The sequence below is a fragment of the Pseudoalteromonas sp. 4NS20-0020 genome, assembly GCF_057554385.1.
This window is the reverse complement of record NZ_BAAJMI010000001.1, coordinates 365,806-388,095: the sequence shown is the minus strand read 5'-3', so window position 1 is coordinate 388,095 and position 22,290 is coordinate 365,806. Positions and strand designations below refer to the sequence as shown.

15 protein-coding genes are annotated in these 22,290 nt (G+C 40.6%); 4 read left to right on the top strand and 11 right to left on the bottom strand.

Annotation, left to right across the window (positions count from 1 at the left end):
- Positions 1-66 precede the first annotated feature (66 nt).
- From AC27JL_RS01745 to AC27JL_RS01730, 4 genes are all read right to left on the bottom strand, one after another.
- Positions 67-2,733 carry a DUF2339 domain-containing protein gene (locus AC27JL_RS01745; protein ID WP_487194660.1) on the bottom strand — a complete coding sequence of 889 codons (2,667 nt, stop codon included), beginning with the start codon at positions 2,731-2,733 and terminating at the stop codon, positions 67-69.
- A 117-nt stretch (positions 2,734-2,850) separates the two neighbouring features.
- Positions 2,851-4,212 (bottom strand): hypothetical protein, encoded by a 1,362-nt coding sequence (locus tag AC27JL_RS01740; protein ID WP_487194659.1) that lies wholly within the window; start codon positions 4,210-4,212, stop codon positions 2,851-2,853.
- A gap of 147 nt (positions 4,213-4,359) precedes the next feature.
- On the bottom strand, positions 4,360-5,268 hold the full coding sequence (locus AC27JL_RS01735; protein ID WP_487194850.1) for a GGDEF domain-containing protein: 909 nt from the start codon (positions 5,266-5,268) through the stop codon (positions 4,360-4,362).
- Between the two features lie 70 nt (positions 5,269-5,338).
- Positions 5,339-5,923, bottom strand: a complete 585-nt coding sequence (locus AC27JL_RS01730) for a YqaA family protein (RefSeq protein ID WP_006791843.1) — start codon at positions 5,921-5,923, stop codon at positions 5,339-5,341.
- Positions 5,924-6,120: 197 nt separating this feature from the next.
- Between AC27JL_RS01730 and AC27JL_RS01725 the strand changes: the two genes are divergently transcribed.
- On the top strand, positions 6,121-7,356 hold the full coding sequence (locus AC27JL_RS01725; protein WP_487194658.1) for a TMEM143 family protein: 1,236 nt from the start codon (positions 6,121-6,123) through the stop codon (positions 7,354-7,356).
- A 78-nt stretch (positions 7,357-7,434) separates the two neighbouring features.
- Here the strand turns inward: AC27JL_RS01725 and AC27JL_RS01720 are convergent, their stop codons facing one another.
- The 5 genes from AC27JL_RS01720 to AC27JL_RS01700 form a co-directional block, all read right to left on the bottom strand.
- The gene (locus AC27JL_RS01720) at positions 7,435-10,572 is read right to left on the bottom strand and encodes an efflux RND transporter permease subunit (protein ID WP_487194657.1); all 3,138 of its coding nucleotides are present in this window, start codon (positions 10,570-10,572) and stop codon (positions 7,435-7,437) included.
- A gap of 8 nt (positions 10,573-10,580) precedes the next feature.
- Positions 10,581-11,840: an efflux RND transporter periplasmic adaptor subunit gene (locus AC27JL_RS01715; protein ID WP_487194656.1), complete on the bottom strand. Its 1,260-nt coding sequence runs from the start codon at positions 11,838-11,840 to the stop codon at positions 10,581-10,583.
- On the bottom strand, positions 11,837-13,099 hold the full coding sequence (locus tag AC27JL_RS01710; RefSeq protein ID WP_487194655.1) for a TolC family protein: 1,263 nt from the start codon (positions 13,097-13,099) through the stop codon (positions 11,837-11,839). The genes AC27JL_RS01715 and AC27JL_RS01710 overlap by 4 nt, the downstream gene beginning before the upstream one ends.
- 148 nt (positions 13,100-13,247) lie before the next feature.
- Positions 13,248-13,556 (bottom strand): hypothetical protein, encoded by a 309-nt coding sequence (locus AC27JL_RS01705; protein ID WP_248518565.1) that lies wholly within the window; start codon positions 13,554-13,556, stop codon positions 13,248-13,250.
- A gap of 80 nt (positions 13,557-13,636) precedes the next feature.
- Positions 13,637-14,455, bottom strand: coding sequence for a helix-turn-helix domain-containing protein (locus tag AC27JL_RS01700; protein WP_487194654.1), 819 nt, complete (start codon positions 14,453-14,455; stop codon positions 13,637-13,639).
- Positions 14,456-14,567: 112 nt separating this feature from the next.
- On the opposite strand from AC27JL_RS01700, the gene AC27JL_RS01695 reads away from it, so the two are divergent.
- Positions 14,568-17,669: a beta-galactosidase gene (locus tag AC27JL_RS01695; RefSeq protein WP_487194653.1), complete on the top strand. Its 3,102-nt coding sequence runs from the start codon at positions 14,568-14,570 to the stop codon at positions 17,667-17,669.
- A 71-nt stretch (positions 17,670-17,740) separates the two neighbouring features.
- On the opposite strand, the gene AC27JL_RS01690 is transcribed toward AC27JL_RS01695, so the two are convergent.
- The gene (locus tag AC27JL_RS01690; protein WP_487194652.1) at positions 17,741-18,886 is read right to left on the bottom strand and encodes an iron-containing alcohol dehydrogenase; all 1,146 of its coding nucleotides are present in this window, start codon (positions 18,884-18,886) and stop codon (positions 17,741-17,743) included.
- A 184-nt stretch (positions 18,887-19,070) separates the two neighbouring features.
- Here AC27JL_RS01690 and AC27JL_RS01685 point away from each other — a divergent pair, with 184 nt between their 5' ends.
- A complete protein-coding gene (locus AC27JL_RS01685) occupies positions 19,071-19,955 on the top strand; it encodes an AraC family transcriptional regulator (RefSeq protein WP_487194651.1) in 885 nt (294 codons plus the stop codon).
- A gap of 51 nt (positions 19,956-20,006) precedes the next feature.
- The gene (locus AC27JL_RS01680; protein WP_487194650.1) at positions 20,007-21,632 is read left to right on the top strand and encodes a sensor domain-containing diguanylate cyclase; all 1,626 of its coding nucleotides are present in this window, start codon (positions 20,007-20,009) and stop codon (positions 21,630-21,632) included.
- Positions 21,633-21,686: 54 nt separating this feature from the next.
- Here the strand turns inward: AC27JL_RS01680 and AC27JL_RS01675 are convergent, their stop codons facing one another.
- The gene (locus tag AC27JL_RS01675) at positions 21,687-22,106 is read right to left on the bottom strand and encodes a VOC family protein (protein ID WP_006791832.1); all 420 of its coding nucleotides are present in this window, start codon (positions 22,104-22,106) and stop codon (positions 21,687-21,689) included.
- Between the last annotated feature and the right edge of the window lie 184 nt (positions 22,107-22,290).

The following is a 22,290-nucleotide window of genomic DNA, read 5'->3' as shown; positions in this document are numbered from 1 at the left end:
TAGTTACTAGCAAATAAAAAGCCCAGTACGTTTACTGGGCTTTGCTTAATAAAGTATCTATATATTTTATAGTGTTTTTGAGCGGCTTCTAAGCTTTTGAAATAACCAACTTAGCCCAACTAACGAAAGCCCTAAACCAATAAACGACAGGGCTTTTAACAGCCCCGTTAAATTAGCCATATCAATTAAAAACACTTTTACAATAACAGCCGCAAGTAATCCTAAGCCTATTTTTTGAATAAATAACTGGTTTTTAAGGTGTCCGAATATAACCGTACCAGCGCCTAGTATTAGCCAAATAACAGAGTAGCTATACAACTCTTCGTTACTGGCCCCTTTTGATAGATAAATATAAGCCCCTTGCCAGTATTGACGAATAAAACTATTAATGGCAATTAAGCCAAGTATACCTGCAACACCAAGTACAAACGGCGCTATCCTAGCGTTTATAGGTTTAATAAGTGAGTATAACCAAACCGTTAAGCCGGCTGGTACTAACCAAAGTAAAAACAGCCAATTAAGTACTGGGAGCTCACCAATATAAATAGAGGTTAATAACGGGTTATCGTCGAGTAGTGTTTTAAGTGACATAAAGCCAGCGCCGCCTGCTAATACACTCCCTGCAATTTGATAAAGCTTAGCTAAGCTCCCCGCAATACGTGCACGATGCAAATAAACGCAGCCCAGCGCAAGCCAATTACAGGTAAGCAAAACTTGCTCATAAAAACTAAGCGCGTCAAATTGTGGGGAGTGCCCCACTAACTGGTAACTGGTTTCGGTTGTAATGAACAGCGCAAAGCAATGAAGCGCGGCCCCTTCTAACCACACTTTTAATTGCGATGTTTTATAGCATTTAGCTGTGGCAAAAAATAATGCGGTACACAGCGGATATACAATAATACTCCAGTGCAAGCCAAATAATGTAAGAGCGTCGTAACTTGGTGTCCATGGCGCAAGCGTTAACCGAAGTAATAAAGCAGCCACTAGCGCTTTAATAGGCCAATGCGGCATAGGCACATTATAGCGCTTTATGAGCACACTAATTAACAGTACTTGAATAGCTAATGCAATGGTTAAACCGCTGTCGCTTAGAAGCATAGTTATAGCTAAAGTAATATTCGCATTTGCGCCTACCCAGTAAGTAAAACGCTGAAACAACGTTGTATTATGCTGCGCACACTTAATTAAAATAGCCGCAACCACACATAATACAAAAGCCCAAAGTGGATAAGCGGTGCTTAACGCATTGTTTGGAATGAGTACATACAAAGTACTTATCATTACAAAAACGCTAAATGCCGCAGTAATATGAAACGCTAATCGTTTTACCTGTTTTTTACCAAAATAAAGTCCGTACGCCATAAAGCCAAAACCAAGCAATAACCCTAAGCCGTATTCGCTTTTAAATATAAATAATCCATCATCAAAAAAAGCGGATAAAGAATTCATTTGCTCTGCGCTTATAATCATTAGTGTAGCAATAACGAGTGATAGCCCTTGCCATAGATCCCAGCGACTATTTTTAAGTGCTAAAAATAATAACAATCCAATACTTAATACACCGATAGTTTGCCATTCTAAATTGTAATAGCTTATCGACATGGTAAAAATTAGCGGAACTATAAAGGCAAGGAGTAAAAGGTGATCGGGGAATACTTTTATAAGGCGTTTTAAAGAGTGCGGACGATGTTCAATACTTTTTAATTTAAAACCCAAACGCGGCAAAGCAATCAGGCCAACAATACTCAGTAATGCAAAAGTTGCAAGTAACCAAGGTGTATTACTTTTTAGCTGCATTATTATAAAACCAACTAAATACCAACCAATATGCCCTGCCCACATTAAATACCAAAGCCAAGCTCGCTGCACTTTGTGTGCAACCAAGGATGCCGATAAACTAACAAAGCCAACATACATAAATAATGCAAATACGTTGCTACTACCGGTATTAACCCAAATAGGCACGCTGTAAGCACCAATAATTCCTAGCACCGCTAGCAATGGCCCAAGTGTTATTGCCATTATGCTCGCACTTATGGCAATAATAGCTAACACAATAAAAGCGGTTGTAGGGCTAAGCATTTGATAGCTACTGTGAGCTAAAAGCGTTAATGCAAAACAAGTTATAAACCCGCCACTGGCAAGTGCTGCAGGTATGTAGTTATTAAAGCCTTCAAAAATAATACGTTTATAGTGTAAATAGCTTGCAGCTATGATCAAACCTACCCCAAATAAACCACCTAAGCTGAGCCTCATTACGGGTGATAATAGCCCTGCTTCTAAGCTGTATTTAGCTAAAAATATACCGCCAAAAGCAAGCGCTATTGCGCCAATCCAGGTCATCCAATTTTGTTCAAACCCGGTGCGTAGCTTTTCAAACACGGAGGCAATAAATAAAGGGATAGCGGGGTTCGCTTTTGTTGATTTAACGTTAGACGTTACAACCGTATTTACTGGCTCATTTTGCGCTGAATTACTTTTTGGTACTGAGCTGGGCTCTACTTTATAAGCAGTAGATTGTGCATTTAAAGGCGCAACGTGTTTTGAGGATGAAAAAGTTTTTGTATCAGAATGATCAGCACTTGGGCTTGCCTGCAGCTTGACTACTTTAGCCCTTAAAATCGCGATTTCTTGCTTTAGGCCGTTTACTTGTATTAATGCAATTAATCCACACAAAGCACCGGTTGCAATAATCAGAATGACTATCACTATTAACCCAATAAAATCATCCATGGCACACTCTTATTATTTATTATGTCATGAGTGTACCTAATTATTACTAAGCCGTTAAATTTTGTTCAATAAAAAGCCTAAATACACTCTGTATTTAGGCTTTTAACTCTCATTTTATTATTCAACACTGTCTGTAATTGTGCGCTCTAAAGACATTTTATAACCCGTTGCTGTGGTTTCGTCATGCTCTAAAATTAATATGTAATTTCCCTCTTGAGTAAAATCCATATCACTTTGTTGAATAAGTACAATTTGCTGTCCGTTATCTTCATAAACTGCGTAAACTGTATAAATTTCGTTATCAACTACTTGCTCTTCTTGATCGTAGCGGTCTATGCCATCAACTACATTGCTGGTGTCGTCGACCGTTTCTCCATCAAGAGTAAAGTACACATCAATGTCGGTCACCGACTGCCCTGCGTAACTCTCAATAAGGTTAACAACCGATACGGTATGGCTATAACTGCTTGGTGTTAAATGCTCTTCAACACTCATCATGCGTAGGCCATTATCGATATCGTTATAAAAAATGCCAACCGCGCTTTGCCCACGTTCAAGCGTCATTAAAAAGTTATCGGCTAGTTTATTACCTTGCTCATCAAACATCGCTACGCTGTAACTGTTTGGCGAAAGCTCTATGTAATCTGTATACGCATCGCTTGATACCGTATTTGTTGGGGTTTCTGTAGTACCACGCGTTACACTGAAGCTAACTGGTGAATAGTCATCAAGGGTATTAATAAAACGTAATTGCCCTAATGCCGATTGGTGTTTAAGTTCAGTAACATAGTTATTGTCGGTTACTACATCAAGCGTAATGCCACTTAGCTCTGTGGCATAACTTGGGCGGATAATCGCTACGTAGCTTGCCTCATCATACAAATAAACCGATGACGACTCGTAAACTACATCACTACTGCCCGCGGGGGTAATAAAAATAGTGTAATATCCTTCATCTACACTTTGTAAGTCTAATTCACTTAAGTACTGCGCAGATGCAAACAATGTCGCGCTTTCAAATACGCCATCGTCTGTTGCAAGATAAATATCGTAGCTGGTGTCTTCACCCGTAATATTAAAAAAGCCAAGATTAAACTCACCCGTATCGCTACTAATAGGCACCGTTAACTCTGTAAAGGTGGGTTCAGCAAAATCACCACTCATGACAACTAATTGCGTTTTATCACCTTTAATTGAAATTTCTTGGTCGCTAATAGTAATGTAGCTATCGTTAGCGTCTAAATATTCAAAGCTAACATCAAATGTGCCAGTACTGTAATTATGGCGGGTGGTGACTTCTGCAAAGTCGGCGCCTGAGCGCTCTGTTTCTTCAACAAACAAGCGCGTATAAGGGCTGTTGTATGAGCCATTATACATTTGAACATAACCTGTAGAGCTTGCGCTATCATCAGAGCCACAGCCAGATAAAACACCAAGTAGAGTAAGAGGTAAAGCAACTTTTAAAAGAGGGTTGGTCATCAAGGGGATTCCTTATTATTAATATCCCCTCTACGACCTTTACATTTTAATTTAATTTCATGCTTTACAAAGTATTACCTAAGCTGACATTTACTTACGAAAACGTAAAAAAGTGTAGCAAATGTGCAAACAATAAGGACCCGCTATTTACGGCTTTGTTGCGATTACGAATCGGTTGCGACCACTATTTTTAGCTTTGTATAAAGCTTGGTCTGCGCGTTTCATTACGCTGTCAAATGATTCATTTTTAAAACGTTTAGCTACCCCTATACTGGCACTAGTATAAAGCTCGTCGGTAACCTCAATAGTACGAGCACTCGCTAACACCGACTCAGCAAACGCCTGCATTTGTTCTAAAGTGCAATTTGGTAGGTAGCCTGCAAACTCCTCACCACCAATACGCGCAAAAATATTGCCGTCTTCAAACAGAGCGTCTATTTTACTAGCAAAAGCTTTAAGCACCTTGTCGCCCTTGTCGTGGCCGAAGGTATCGTTAATAGATTTAAAATGATCAATATCGATAATAATTACTGCATACGATTCGTCTGTCTCGTTTTCAACGTATTCGTAAAAACATCGGCGATTGTAAACTTGAGTAAGATCGTCAACTATAAATTCTTGGGCTAGTCTATTGTGCATTTTTTGCATAAATAACATAGTTTTAAATAAACCATAAGCAGTAATAACAACCCCTACAGAAATACATAAATCTTTTATGTACAACGTGACCCATTGTGGTTGAACAACAAGCTCGTCAAGCACATCGGCAGTCATTCCAACTATCCATAGCATTAATCCAATGGTGACATACTGGTATGCTTTTTTAGCTAATTTAGAACACTGCACAACCCAAAAAACCGTCATTATGACAATAAGATTTATGAACTCACTAGCAAAACCAGGCATGCTTTTTTTAGCACCTATCAGTGGGAAATAGGTGAAGTTGTAAATAGTGAAAACCACTATAAACACTAGCAGCGCAAACATAAGTAATTTGTTCAACCGCGTTATACGAGTAAAGCGGGTCAACTTAAGGCTGACAGTTTCAACATTCATCATATAAATAGATTACACTTGAGCTAATACATCATCTTTAAGAATTATAACACAAGATAGAAATTTAGCCTTAAAGTAAGGTACTAATACCCCACCCCAGTAAAACTAAAATAGTTAAACTAATCATAGCTTTAACTTTATGTTTACTTATTATACGTTCAGCTTGGTTTCCTGCGTAATACACAACAATAGCAAGCCCAAAGTAACGAATTGAACGCGCAATTGCGCTGGCCAATAAAAATAACCCAAGAGAGTACTTGGTAGCGCCCGCAGCAAGCATCGCTATTTGAAATGGGATGGGTACTATTCCTAAGGTAATAACAAACCAAAAACCTTGGTTGTGCATTTTTTGTTTAACATTTTCGAACTGTTCTGGGCTTGAAAAAGCGCTGATCACCCAATCGCCAACAGCATCAAATAAATAATAACCAAGGGCATAGCCAAATAATGCCCCCACAACACAACCCAGCGTTGCCATTAGTGCAATCAGCCACAGCTTTTCTCGCTGTGCCTGCATAAGTGGCACCATTACAGCCTCAAGTGGAATGGGAACAATTGTCGACTCTAAAAACGACGCAATCGTAATGCCGCTGAGCATATGCTTTGACTCTATAAAATTACGTGTTTTTTGTTTTAGCTTTTTTTGTAAAGCCATAAGTCGCTCCTGCTAATTGCCCATTGCCCTGTGTTTACGTACTTATATTGACACTGCTAAGTTAATACAACCTGAAACACGCTTTAAAAAGCAATAAACAATCACTTAGCAATAGTGTTAACAAAATAGCAATATTTATAAGAATATTTTATTATGTGCCAATGCAGTTAAATACCTACCAAAGCAGTTAAAAATTTATGCAAAATGCGCGTTTTATCCCCTTTCGTAAGCAAGATATTATTGAAATGTGTAGCAATGAACTTGACAGTAATACACAAAAAACCTCGTTTAAACAGTTTTGTGACCTACTTGCTAGCATTATTCATTACGATTATCACGAAACGCTTGAGTCGCTAAAAAATAACTATGCGCCCTTTGATCCTAATAGCGATACACGCTCTTTAGCACCTGTATCAAGCGACCAAAAAGCGCAGTGCCAACGCAAATTTGCAAAAGATTTTGCAAAGGTTTTAAATGCCGCTAATTTTGAAGTCATTACCAACGAAGATTTACAAGATGCTTTAAATGAGGAGTCATTATTTAAAGTGCGCCTTGAGGTGGAGTTTGACGACTTTGAAGAAGTTGTTTTTTATCGCCGTGGCGAATCACAACTTACTGAAACAATAACCAGCTTTTGGGGCCTACGTAAAAAGCCGCTACACTTTACCAATTACGACCGCGTTGCGGTGTTTATTCGTTTTAAAGATAAAGCCTACTTTGAGGCTAAGAATAAAGCGCCTTTAGGGTTTGAGCCAAGCTCGACCATAGTTAAGCTATTTCAAAATGTACCCAAAGCCGATCTTGAAATGCTATTTCCTAATAGCGAAGTACGCATGCGCCCTATAGATAAAGTGATTATTGGCTCGTCTGCTTTAGTGGGTGGTGCTGTAGTATTAATTACAAAGCTAGGCGCATCAATTTTATTATTGTTTGCTTTGATTGCTTTTTGGGGCGGCTTTAGAAGTGAAGCCGTAGAAATGACCCAGCAACACTTTATTACCTTTGCTATTGGCATGGGAGTATTTGGTAGCTTTATTTTTAAAGAATGGAGTAAATTTAAAAACCGTAAAATTAAATTTATGAAAGCGCTAAGCGATAATCTTTACTTTAAAAACCTCGATAACAACGCCGGTGTTTTTCACACTCTTATTGACGCCGCCGAAGAAGAAGACGTAAAAGAAGCCCTGCTGGCCTATACATTTTTACTAAAATCAGAAAGTGGCCTGAGCGCACAAATCCTTGATGAGCAAATAGAGGCATGGTTTAAATCAGAGTATAAATGCGAACTCGACTTTGAAATTAGCGATGCGCTTGAAAAGCTCACTCGAATGCGTTTAGTAACCTGCACTAACAATGTGTATAGCGCAATAAATTTAAATCATGCAAAAACTATTTTGGATGAGCGCTGGGATAATCTGTTTCAATATAATTAATCTGCAATGTTTACCTAACAACAAAAAAGCAGCTGTAATTACAGCTGCTTTTTACATTACTTAACAAGATGCAATTAGCTAAGCAGCTTGATGCCTAGTAAATTTTGCATGCACTAATTTATAAAGCGCAGGCAATATTAATAGCGTTAGTAGAGTTGATGAAATAATCCCACCAACCACAACCGTTGCCAGCGGCCTTTGTAGCTCAGCGCCGGTGCCTGTATTTAGCGCCATAGGAATAAACCCTAAACTCGCCACTAAAGCCGTCATAAGTACTGGTCGCAGACGCGAAAGCGCACCGATTTGTATTGCATCTATCAAACTAAGTCCATCGGCTCTTAACTGCTTAATAAACGACAGCATAACCACGCCATTTAATACCGCTACACCACTTAGCGCGATAAACCCCACACCTGCAGATATTGATAACGGCATATCACGTAAAAGCAACGCAAGCACACCACCACTAAGCGCAAGTGGTACGCCGCTAAATATAATTAACGAATCACGAAGTGAATTAAACGCGCTGTAAAGCAGTCCAAATATAAGCAATAAAGTAACTGGCACCACCAGCGATAGCCGCTTACTTGCTGATTCTAGCTGTTCAAACGTGCCGCCGTATTCAATCCAATAACCACTAGGTAAATTAAGGTCTGAATTTAAAGCTGTTTGCGCATCGCTTACAAAGCTTGCTAAATCGCGCCCCTCTACGTTTGCAGTTACTACAACATTACGCTTACCGCTTTCGCGGTTTATTTGATTAGGCCCTTTATCAATACTAATATTTGCCACCTCGCCAAGCGGTACAAATGCAAGGTCGGGGTTAGCACTTTTTGGTACAGCAACAGGTAAACGTGCAAGCTGTGTTATATCGCTAGACCAACGCTCATCTAAACGCACTAATAACGAAAAGCGTTTATCGCCTTCATAAATTAGCCCAGTTTGCACACCACCTATAGCAGCACTTACACTTTGCTGTATATCGGTTACGGTTAAACCTAGCAACGCCATGTGATCGCGAAGCGGCGTAACCGAAAGCGTAGGCAGGCCTTCCATTTGCTCAAGGCGTACATCGGTTGCGCCAGTAATGCTTTGCACCAAGGCTGTGGCTTTTTCGCCATACTGTTTTAATGTTGATAAATCATCGCCGTAAATACGCACTGCCACATCGGCCCGCACGCCAGCTATTAACTCGTTAAAGCGCATTTCTATTGGTTGGGTAAACTCATAGTTGTTACCTGGTACTTCATTTACCAAATGGCGAATTTGCTTAACCAGTTCTTCTTTAGATAAAGTAGGGTTAGGCCATTGCTCGCGCGGTTTTAACATTAAAAAGGTGTCGGCAACGTTAGGTGGCATAGGATCGTTTGCTACATCGGGCGTACCAATTTTTGAAAATACATTAGCCACCTCAGGCTTAGCTAAAATGGCTTGCTCTAGCTCTTTTTGCATTTTTACCGATTGCTCAATACCGGTGCCGGTAATGCGCAGCGCATGCATAGCTATATCGCCCTCATCAAGCTGCGGTAAAAACTCAGCCCCCATATTTTTAACTTTAAAGCCAAGCGCAATTAAAAGCACAGCCGCAATACTAACCACAACCCACGGTAGTTTTAGCGATAAACCAAGTAGCGGTTTATAACCTTTTTTAATACCGCGCATAACCGCATTTTCGCTCTCGCTTACCTTTCCTCGCACACATACTGCAATAGCAGCAGGTACAAAGGTAACGGCAAAAATAAGTGCCCCCACTAATGCAGCAACAACAGTAAATGCCATTGGCTGAAACATTTTCCCTTCAACCCCGCTTAGTGCAAACAGCGGTAAATACACCAGCATAATAATTAAAATGCCAAATACTGCTGGGCTGAACACTTCTTTAGTGGCGGCGGTTACCACATTTAAACGCTCGCTTAGTGTAAGTAGCCTGCCATGCTTATGTTGTGCAAGGCCAAGTTGCCTTAAGCAGTTTTCAACTACTATTACTGCGCCATCAACAATTAAACCAAAATCGATTGCGCCTAGACTCATTAAGTTACCCGACACTCTATTACCTACCATACCGGTAATGGCAAATAACATACTAAGCGGAATAACCATGGCCGTAATAAGCGCACCGGTTACATTACCTAATAACAGCAGTAAAATAACAATAACTAGCACAGCCCCTTCGAACAGGTTCGTTTTTACAGTGTCTATGGTTTTATCAACTAGGGTTGTTCTGTCGTACACAGGCTCAACCACTACACCTGCTGGTAGGCTAAGTTGTACATCTTTAAGTTTTTCAGCCATGGCTTTTGCCACTACGCGGCTGTTTTCACCAATGAGCATCATGGCGGTGCCGAGCACGGTTTCTTTACCGTTATAAGTAGCAGCGCCGGTTCTGAGCTCTTTACCTAGACGCACATTTGCTACATCTTTAATGCGTACTGGTGCATCATCGCGCTTAGCAACCACGGTATTGGCTATATCATCAATGGTTTTTAATTGCCCTGGTGAGCGCACTAAATATTGCCCGTCAAAACGCTCTATAAACCCTGCACCTTGGTTACTATTATTTAATTTAAGTGCCGTAATTACATCACTTAGTGTGAGCTTATAAGCCAATAGCTTTTCGGGCATGGGCGCTACTTGATATTGGCGCTCAAAACCCCCTTGGCTGTTTATTTCGGTTACGCCTTTTACTTTTAATAGCTGCGGGCGAATAACCCAATCTTGCAGGGTGCGTAAATCTTCTGCGTTATATGGCGTACCATCGTCTTTTAATGCACCGTTATTTGCATGCACAGAGTAAGTAAAAATCTCCCCTAGCCCGCTGGCAATTGGCCCTAAGTTTGGTTCAATATTGGCTGGTAAATCTGATCTAATACTTTGTATGCGCTCTGATATTTGCTGGCGCGCCCAGTAAATATCGGTGCCTTCATTAAAAATAACGGTAACTTGCGAAAGCCCATAACGCGAAATTGAGCGGGTGTAATCAAGCCTAGGAATACCCGCCATTGCAGTTTCAATTAAATACGTAATACGCTGTTCGGCTTCAAGCGGGGTAAAACCCGGCGCTTTGGTATTTATTTGCACTTGCACATTAGTTATATCGGGTACGGCATCAACGGCTAAATTTTGTGTGTTGTATACGCCAAACACAGCAAATAAAAGTGTGAGTGCAAGCACCATCATGCGGCGCTTAACCGCAAACGAAACTATCCAGTTAATCATGTTGCCTCCTAGTGAGAGTGACTTGCGCCGCTTTTTAAAATATCGGCTTTAATTACATAACTATTCTCAGTTACGTACTCACTGTTTGGCGAAAGTCCTTCGAGCACTTCTACCCATTCGCTGTTTTTAGCACCGAGTTTTACTGGGCGTACTTCAAACACATTGCCACTTTTTATAAACACGCTAGGTTTGCCGTTAAATTCTTGAATAGCAATCGCTTTGACGCGTACAGCCGCATCTACTTTTGCAGTACTAATGTCGCTATTAACATGCATACCTGGTCGCCAATGGCCATCAGGGTTTTTAAGCTCGATTCGCGCACGTGCAATGTGCCCACCACTCATCATTGGGGCTATGTAAAACACCTCACCTTGGGCATTTAAATGATGATGTAAGTCATACACTGTAGCGCTTTGCCCTATGGCAAGCTTTTCAATGTTATCGGGAAAGGCAGACAGCTCAACCCATACGGTTTCAAGGTTTACTATTTGCATTAGCGCGCTACTGGCAAGCTCGCCGCGCTTTAAATATTGCTCGGTAATAACGCCTGTAATTGGGCTTTTTATGGTGTAATTTTGTAGGGTTTCGCGGTTAGTTACGCTGGCAAGCTTATCGCCTTTTTTAACGTTTTGACCAATGCTTACAAAAATATCGTTAACTAAGCCGATATAAGGCGCCATTACTTCAACGGTGCTCTGCGCAGTGGGTGCTATAACACCAAATAAAGTATCGGTTAGCTCAACGCTACCTGCTTTTGCAATGTCAGTTTTAATACCAGCGCGTTCAACTGCTTTCTCGCTTAGCGTTGTGCGCCCTTCTTCTTGCTCATAATGATAATTTATTTCAGCGCCTTTATAGCGAGCCATTACATCAAGCTTAAAAGAATGCGGCTCGTTTACGCTCACGGTACTTACTAAATAGTCATCTTCAGCTTTAAAGCGAATAAGTTGTGGCTCTTCACCTAAACGCTGCACGTTTATGGTTACCGCTAACTGGTTTATATCAACAGCTTTACCGTTATTAAACCCATATATTCGCAGCTCAGTATTACCGGCAAACTGGGTTAATTTAAGCTCTAAATTAAGCGTGTTATTGGTTAGTAAAAAGCCGCCATGCGGGCCTTTTTGTGTGTGTTCGTCTTTATGGCCTTGTTCGTGGCTGTCACCATGACTTTCTTCGTGATTGTCGTCAGATGCCATAGCCATGCTACTCAAAAATGGGAGTGTAAGTAATTGCGTAATTAATAATGCGATAAGAGTTTTATTCATGATTGATGAGTCTCAATTAAAGGTTGGCCAGTTAAACGCTCAAGGGTAAGGAGCACTTGGTATAGCTCGCTATGCGTTGTGATAAGTGCGCGTTTAGAATCAAATAAAGCTTGCTGTGCGTCGAGTAATTGCAATACCGATATTTGTCCTTGTTGATAGCTTTTTAAACTTTGTTTTATAAGCGTTTGCGCTTGTGGAATAACCTGCAGTGTTAAAAGCTGCGCTTGCGCCGCTTTACCTTGGTAATACGCATAGAGCGTGCGTATTTGCTTACGTAACTGTATACGTAATTGCCCTTGTTGCTCATTAAGTAGCGTAAGCTGATGCTGCGCAGCCTCAATATTCCCGCCATTAGCATTACTTAATTGCAGCGGCATTGAAAACGAAAAAACCAACGAGCTGGCATCAGTTTGCTGGTTATATCGCACACCACCACCAAAGGTCAAATCGCTTTGACCGCTGGAGCGTTGCAGCGCTAAATTAGCCGTTTTTTGCATATATTGCTGCTGTAGCAGTGCAAATTCAGGCGCTGCATTTACCATATCAAGTAACGCCGCCTCACTTTTAATAGCTGCTATTTGTGATAAATCGCCCGCATAGTAATCACTCACTTTCACCTCTTGCCAAAGCTCATTGAGTGCTAAGCGAGAGCGCTCAAACTCACTTTGTAGCATGGCCGTATTTAAATCGACTTGGCTTAATGCATAACGCATGCGGGTTACATCAGCACTTGAGACCGCACCGGCTTTAGCGCGTTTTTCAATTGCGTTCAGTGCCTGCTTAACAGTGTTTTTACGCTCACTGTTTAGTGCAATTAACGCCTGAAATTTTAGTACTTGGTAATAACGCTCAGCGGTGGTTGCTAAAAGTGCTAACCGAGTATTTTTATACTCAATTGTTTGCGCTTTTATATTTGCAGTAGCGTAATTAATACGATTTTGGCGTTTATCGCCAAGCTCAATTAACTGGCTTAAAGCCAGCGTGTACTGCGCCCCCGAAAACGCATGAGAGCCATGAGTTCCTAAAAAGTTTTCAGCTTCAAAGCTCAGCTCAGGGTTAGGTGAAAGCGCGGCTTGGCTTTTAAGCGCGGTTAATATTTTTTGATGGTACGGGTAGCGTTTAAGCTGTAAGTTTTGCTGCTCAGTATTTTTAAGCGCTTGCTTTAGCGTTAATACGTTTTGAGGCTCGCTTTTTGCCAAAGCGTTCAGTATTGGTAATGCACACAGTAGCGCTACCAGCATAAGTGGTTTTTTATTCATATAGCATATCCGTTTTAACAAACAGAGCTGGCTTAATCACTACACTTGTTTTAAAAATATGCGCGATTAAGCAACCTAAATATGTACATAATTAGCCTTGTAGCGCACAGGCGCAGGCAGTTATATACAAAGTGTTTAAAATTAAAAACTAGCTATAAAAATTGGGTGGCGGAACATCTGGTGGGTAATTTAAACCATTGTAACAAGCATTGTTTGTGGCTTGGCTTTGTTCAGGGCTTATTGAATGATTTATCGTACTGTAGTAACCACAGTGGCAATGCTGATGGGCATGAATTTCGGCAGGTGGTTGCGCGTCTTTATCGTTTGTATCGGCCACAGACTGAACGTGCGAAGCATGATCGACTTCTTCTTGTAAATGATACGCGGCAGCATCACAGCTAATAAAGCTGTGTACAAGCACAAGAAGTATCACGACTAAAAAGTAGTTTGAGCGCATCCATTACCTAAAACTATAAAATGCAATTTAAGAAACCGCACAATACCTTAAATTTATTCAAATGTAGAGAGCCGCCCACGTTATTTTCTAAATTCACTTGGTGACACGCCCACTGATTTTTTAAACCGTTTAGAAAAATTAAATATATTAGGATACCCCACATAAGCGGCAATATGGGCAACAGGCCAGCGAGTATTTAGTAACAAGTTTTTGGCCCGTTTAATTCGTAAATAAATCAGTTGCTGCATTGGGCTTTTACCAAATTGCGCTTGGCATAACCTGTGTAAATGCGGTGCTGAGTAATGTACTTGTTCGCACATAGCCTCTATTGTCCAATCAAATTGCAGGCGTTCTTCTACCTCTAAAAACAAGCTGGTTAATCTGTTTTGCCCGCCTATTTGCGGCTCGCTTTGAAGCGTAGTATTTAAGTAATGGCTTAAAATAGGCATGACGCCTTCGCGCAAAGTAGCGTTTGCCTCGCTGTATAAAAGCTCCATCGCTAAATGTAATGGCGCTAATTGCTGGTTAGTTAATACTTTAGCCTGCGCTAAATTTAAATGTTGCCAACGCTTAGTATTTGCAAGGTTTAGCCAAATCACATCCCAGTTTTCGCTTGCTATTTCAACCTCAAAACTTTGCCGTGCTGGCAATATAGCTAAGCTATTTTCGATTAGTGGATATTGGTTATTAATGGTTTTTAGCGTGCCCTGACCACCCAAAGTATAAAACAGAGTGTGTTCAAGCGGGTTGGTACGTGCAACACAATAATCGCCCAATAAATTTGAGCAACCTGCCAGCTCTATTTCAAGGCTTGGCATTTGCGAAAGCGTGTTTAAATCAATAAACCGCTCTATACACTCTGGGCCAATATCGAGTACATCTTTAATAGTGTTGCGCATAATTTAAAATGATAGTTTTGGATAAATAAAAGAGAGCTTTAAGCATAACCTCAAGGCATTATTTTAGCTATATTTAAGCCACTATAATTGCCACACATGCAATAGGACACTTATGAACTCACTACAGCACATAATTAACCGTCGCGATTGGGAAAACCCTATTTCGGTGCAAGTTAATCAAGTAAAAGCACACAGCCCACTTAATGGTTTTAAAAGCGTTGACCATGCCCGTAGCAACACACAATCACAAAAACAAAGTTTAAACGGTCAGTGGGATTTTAAATTATTTGATAAACCCGAAGCGGTTGATGAGTCATTACTAAGTGAGGCACTCGCCAGCGACTGGCAAAGTATTCCTGTGCCTTCTAACTGGCAATTACACGGCTTTGATAAACCTATTTATTGTAATGTTAAATATCCCTTTGCCGTAAACCCGCCATTTGTACCAAGCGATAACCCAACAGGTTGCTACCGCACAGAGTTTACTATTACGGCGGAGCAATTAGCTCAGCGAAACCATATTATTTTTGAAGGCGTTAACTCGGCGTTTCACCTTTGGTGTAACGGTCAATGGGTGGGCTACTCACAGGATAGCCGCTTACCAAGCGAATTTGATTTAAGCAAACTGTTAGTGGCTGGCACCAACCGCATTGCGGTTATGGTTATTCGCTGGAGCGATGGCAGTTACCTAGAAGATCAAGACATGTGGTGGTTAAGCGGTATATTCCGCGATGTTAATTTACTTACCAAACCACAACACCAAATACGCGATGTATTTATAACCCCAGATTTAGACGCCTGCTACCGCGATGCCACTTTGCATATAAAAACCGCAATAGATGCGCCAAATAACTACCAAGTCGCAGTACAGGTTTTTGATGGCGAACAGGCACTGTGTGAGCCACACATACAAAGCACTAACAATAAGCGCGTTGATGAAAAAGGCGGTTGGAGCGATGTCGTATTTCAAACAATCGCAATACAAAGCCCTAAAAAATGGACCGCCGAAACCCCAACCTTATACCGCTGCGTTGTAAGCTTACTAGATGAGCAAGGCAATACTATAGACGCAGAAGCCTACAACATTGGCTTTAGAAAAGTAGAAATGCTCAACGGGCAGCTTTGCTTAAACGGCAAACCGCTGCTTATTCGCGGTGTTAATCGCCACGAGCATCACCCAGAAAACGGCCACACGGTGAGTACTGCCGACATGATTGAAGATATTAAGCTGATGAAGCAAAATAACTTTAATGCTGTACGTACCGCTCACTACCCTAACCACCCTCGTTTTTACGAGCTGTGTGACGAGCTAGGTTTATACGTAGTAGACGAAGCCAATATAGAAACTCACGGCATGTTCCCAATGGGTAGGCTTGCAAGCGATCCGCAGTGGGCTGGCGCATTTATGTCGCGTTATACACAAATGGTTGAGCGCGATAAAAACCACGCCTCTATTATTATTTGGTCACTAGGTAATGAGTGCGGGCACGGTGCAAACCACGATGCTATGTACGGCTGGTCAAAAAGCTTTGATCCATCGCGCCCAGTGCAATATGAAGGTGGCGGCGCAAATACTACCGCTACCGACATTATTTGCCCAATGTACGCCCGTGTAGATACCCATATTGCCGACGACGCCGTACCTAAATACTCTATTAAAAAGTGGTTAAGCCTACCGGGCGAAACGCGTCCACTCATTTTATGTGAGTACGCCCATGCAATGGGTAACAGCCTAGGTAGCTTTGACGATTACTGGCAAGCATTTAGAGAATACCCGCGTTTGCAAGGCGGCTTTATTTGGGACTGGGTAGATCAAGGTTTATCTAAAACTGATGAAAACGGAAAGCATTATTGGGCTTACGGTGGCGACTTTGGTGATGAACTAAACGACCGCCAATTTTGTATTAACGGCTTATTATTCCCAGACCGTACACCGCACCCAAGCCTGTTTGAAGCTAAATACAGCCAGCAACATTTACAATTTACGCTGCGAGAGCAAACTCAAAACCAATTCACCGTTGATGTATTTAGTGATTATGTATTTAGGCACACCGATAACGAAAAACTGGTTTGGCAGTTAATAGAAAATGGCAAATGTGTAGAGCAAGGCGAGCAAGTGATTAATATTGCTCCGCAAAGCACGCAAACGCTAACTATTAATACAAAAACGGTGTTTAAAGCAGGTGCGCAATATCACCTTAATTTAGATGTAGCACTAATTAACGACTCAAGCTTTGCATGTGCCGATCATGTATTAAACACCGAGCAATTTAAGCTTATAAATTGCCAAAGTTTAAGCGCTGATGCATTTTCGCCTGCTTTAGCAAACGCCTCAGCACATGGCACTGTAAATATTAGTGAAACCGACACACAGCTTAGTATTGAAGGCGGCACCTTTAAACTTGTGTTTAATAGGCAATCAGGCCTTGTTGAGCAATGGCTACACAATCAAACCCAAGTTATTAAAAGCCCATTGGTTGATAATTTTTACCGCGCCCCGCTTGATAACGACATAGGCGTAAGCGAAGTAGATAACCTAGATCCTAATGCATGGGAAGCGCGCTGGCTAAGAGCGGGTATTGGGCAGTGGCAGCGTACATGTCGCTCGTTTGAAGTAGTGCAATCAAAAGTAGATATACGTATTAAATGTGTATTTAGTTATGAATTTAATGGCGCAGTACAAGCAAAAACAACTTGGCTTTATACACTTAATAATACCGGTGAAATTAGCTTAAATGTTGATGTACAACTAAACGATACTTTGCCACCTATGCCACGCATAGGATTAAGTACAACGCTTAATAAACAAAGCGATACACAAGTAAACTGGCTTGGTTTAGGCCCATTTGAAAACTACCCAGACCGCAAAGCGGCTGCGCGTTTAGGTTATTACAGCGCGCAACATAATGAACTGCATACACCGTATATATTTCCAACCGATAACGGCGTGCGTAGTGATTGCCAATTACTTAGCATTAATAACTTAACCGTTACTGGTGCGTTTTTATTTGCAGCCAGTGAGTACTCACAAAGCATGTTAACGCAAGCAAAGCACACCAATGAGCTAGTAGCTGGTGATTGCTTACATGTACATATTGACCATCAACATATGGGGGTTGGCGGCGATGACTCGTGGAGCCCAAGTACCCATAAAGAGTATTTACTAGAGCAAAAACAGTACAGTTATTCACTTACCTTTTCTGCTAAAGACTAAAGATTTTTAGTACAAAAAAAGCCGCTAACATAAAAGTTAGCGGCTTTTAGTTTTATAATACTTATAAGTGCTTAAGCAACTGCTTGCTCTAAAATTTCACGGCTTTGTTTAAGTGTAATCGCCTGGTTTTCACCTAGTGCTAGCATACCGTGTGCTTCAAGCTTAGCAATAATATTATCAATTGCTGCAGCTTTATCATCGCCATGTTCAGTTAGCTGTGTAGCTACATCTAAGCTGTGGTAAAACGCCTCAATTGCTTGAATTGTTTGCTCTGCTAAATCATCAGATTGCGCTAAGCCAAATACGTTTTTACCCATTTGCTCTAGCTTCGCTTTTTTAACTGCAAATTGGTTACGTAATAAAGAAGGCTGAACAATAGCAAGTGAACGTGCATGATCAACACCGTAAGCGGCTGTAAGCTCGTGCCCAATCATGTGTGTTGCCCAATCTTGTGAAACGCCTGAACCAATTAAACCATTAAGTGCTTGGTTTGCAGCCCACATTAAGTTTGCACGCCATGCATCGTCTTGGTTTTCAAAGTTATCGCCCAGCGTTTTAAGCGTTCTTAAAAGTGCCTCTGCGTAACCTTCTTGAACTAACGCATTTTGTGGGAAAGTTAAGTATTGTTCACAGGTATGTACCCACGCATCAACTAACCCGTTTACAAGTTGGCGCTGCGGTAATGTTTTCATTACATCTGGGTCCATAATCGCAAATTTAGGCAGTACTTCAGGTGATGCAAACGGTAGTTTTTGTTGTGTTGCTTCTTTACTAACAACTGAGTTCTGATTTGATTCAGAGCCCGTTGCAGGTAACGTAAGTACAGCCCCCAGAGGTAGAGCTTTTGTGATTTTGTATTTACCCGTTAATATATCCCAGCCTTCACCGTCGTATAATGCAGCCGCTGCAACATATTTAACGCCATCAATTACAGAGCCGCCGCCTACACCTAATACAAAGTCGATATCTTGTTCTTTACAAATGTTTACGGCTTGATCTAGTACCTCAACAGTTGGATTTGCACCAACGCCCGAAAACTCGACCCAATCAAAACTTTCAAGTGCGGCAACAACTTGGTCGTACACGCCATTCTTTTTAATAGAACCACCGCCGTAAACGACTAATACTTTTTGATCTTTTGCGATCAAATCAGTTAGTGATGCAATTTGCTGTTGGCCGAACTGAATAAGTGTTGGATTTACGTAGCTAAATTTCATTATTTTGCTCCTAGGTGACGGTTAAATACTAAGTAGAGTACTTAGTTACTCACTAAACTAAATTTCAATGAGTGCATATTAGTGGCAAAACAAACATTAAAAAAGCCTAATAAATGCCTAAAGCTTGCCTAATACTGCCAACATTGTTATTTTACGCAAAATTTGTACGACACAAGGTTTTTTAATGCCCACTATAGCCAGTATGTTGCAGCAATACGCCGAACAAAATGATTTGCTCAACTTTGAAGGCGTAACGAAAACGATTATTCCCGGTGTTTATTTTCATCGTGCGAGTAAAAGCTCACCTCCTCAGCCACTCATTTATAACTCTGGTATTATTTTAGTTGGCCAAGGGCATAAAATAATTCATTTCCCTGATCATCAAATAAAATATGGTGCTGGCGACTACCTGGTTTTAGGTGTACCCGTCCCCCTTGAGTGCGAAGCCTTTACTGATAATGGCCTACCGGTAATGGGCGTAGTAATTGATATAAACCCAGTAACATTGCATAAGTTAGTAAACCAAATGGGCGAATATACCCCGTTTACTTCTGGGCAAATGAGCGGTGTACAATCAGCAAAAATAGATGGTGCTATGGAGCAAGTAACTCATCGTTTATTAAGCGCACTTAATAACCCTTTAGAGGCCGAAATTTTTGGGCAAGACATAATAAAAGAGCTGGTATACCGTGTACTTTGTGGCCCTCAGGGTCATACCTTAATTGGCCTTGCTATGCACGATGGGCACTACGCCCGAATAGCTCGAACGCTTTCTACTATGCATAAAAGCTATGCAGATCAAATTACGGTTGAAGGCTTGGCTGAAGAGGTAAATATGAGTGTGTCGTCGTTTCATCGTGCCTTTAAACAAGTGACCTTTGAATCGCCATTGCAATACTTAAAAAAAGTACGCTTAGCAAAAGCAAAAGAACTCATTACAAACAACGGTAGTAAAGCAAATGAGGCCGCATTGAAGGTAGGTTACACCAGCCCCTCGCAGTTTAGCCGTGAGTTTAAGCGCCACTTTAATAAAACGCCAAGCGAGGTCGTACCTCAATTAAATAGCTAAATGAGTGGGCTCTGCTAATATAAAATTATGTAGTATTTTTATCTTGCGCCTATGGCTTACAAAAAGTTTAATGCACTTTTCCTACCTAACACTCTTAAAACGCAACTAAAAAGGTATTTGCTGTTAGGTGTTATCTTTGTTTTTTCTAATCTTTTATTTAATAAGTCTGCATTTGCAAATCAACATTGTGAAATTAACCAAATTAGTCCACAAATCACTTCAGCAAACACATTAAATAAACAGACGCCTTTAAGACTAAAAATTCAGTCTGGCAGAGTTCAATACGCTGTCAATTGCCAGTTACAGCAAGCTGGTGTTCTTAGCTTTAACCGCTCTACCCTTGAACGCTTTGAGTGGCGCCAAAACGACGAAATACACAATCCAATTAGATACAACAAACCAGCTTATTTTATCGACTCAGGTGCAACAACCGCCCTATTAACTTTGTATTCTCCAGTCGAGTTTCGCCCGGTATTTAAGTGGCAACCAATGCCTGTATTTATACAAAAAAGCCAACAACAAAACCTAATTTCAGGGCTGTTTTACGGCTTGTGTATCACGCTTATATTGTATGTATTAATTTTGGGGAGCCGCCTTAACGACGATACATTTAAGCTCTACAGCTTATACATTTTTTGTATTGGTGGCTTTATTCTTATGCAAGAAGGGCAGCTGTATTTATTTTTAACCTCGCAGCACAGCAGCAGTTTATTTAATATATACCTTTTATTTATTGGCCTATGTGTTCTAAGCGCGACATGGTTTATTTGCGCTCTTTTACAAATCAAAACAAGCTGGCCAAAAGTAGATACTGCCTTAAAGTGTTTAGCTGCAGTTGTCATGCTATTTAGCGTTTTACAAATACTGTTTAAAACCCCTCAAGTATGGGCTCTTTCAAGTAAAGCTACAGGCTATGTAACGCTTTGTATTGTAGGGTGTGTTTTTGTGCTTTCCGCTTTACAAGCACGCAAAGGCATTCGTGAAGCAACACTGGTGTTTATTGCTTTAAGCTTTGTATTTGTCAGTATGATTTTTAGAATATTATTAATAGACGAAAGTCCATTTATGCGTCGCTACGGGTTAATTATAGCTTTTGCTGTAGAGTCATTTTTACTCGCCGTGGCGGTTTCAAGGCGTATTAGTCGGATGAGGATTGCAAAAAAACGCGCCGAAACCGAAGCCGATTATGATCACCTTTGCGGTATTCTAAACCGCAGAGGGTGGTGCAAAAAATCGGCAGATTTAATAGAACATCATATAAAAAGTGGCGGTGTGCTCTGTTTAATTTATATAGATTTAGATGACTTTAAACAAATAAATGACACTCACGGTCACGCCGTTGGAGACCAAGCACTGTGTAAAGTTGCTCACCATTTAAAAGCTATTGTGCGCAGTAACGATGCCATAGGACGTTTAGGAGGTGATGAGTTTGTAGTGCTAGCGCACTTTTATACTAAGGCTCAGGTAAGTCCAAAAGTTCATTTTTTAAAAACAGAATTAGCCAAACTCTTTATTGATCATAATACTGAACAATTAGCCATAAAAGCGAGTGTTGGTAGTGCTGTATTTAGTGACCCACCTAAAAACATTGATGACCTTTTAAAAGCTGGCGATGCTGCTATGTACCATGAAAAACTAAAAAGAAAAGCAACACCGCTTACGTTAGTCGATTTATAAAATCGTCAAATTTTTCACATAAAAAAACCACTGAAAAGTGGCTTTTTATAAAAGTTATACTTTTTTAAATAAAACCTCGGGGTTAACCATGGTTTTCATTTCGAGCACATTGCCATTAGTATCTTCGATAAAAAATGTTTCTTGCTCAAATTCATCGCCAATGAATCGACGATATGGCTTATCTAGGTATTCTAAGCCAGCATCTTCTATACGTTTTTTTAAATTGTTAAATTCATCTTCAGATAAGTGAATGCCAAAATGAGGAACCGCAACCGCCCCCATATCTACATCATGGCGAACAGTAGGTAATCGTTCAACGCTTTGGTGTAATGTAAGTTCGTTACCCCAAAAGTCGATGTCGACCCAACGACCCTCTTCACTATTACCGGTTTTACAACCGAGTACGTCACAATAAAATGTTTTAGCTACTTCTAAGTCGCCGGCCGGAATTGCCAAATGCAAACAATTAGACATAAATTACCTTTGGTTATTTCTTAATCTTTAATAAGTTTTCTATATTATACATAAATTGTAATTTACATTACACAAAACACTTCTTTTGAGCATATTTAAACCTTACGGTAGCTTTATTTGATTTTTTTAACTATTCACTCGCAATAGTAAGCACTGCTTTTAAACATTCCCGAGTTACTTTAAA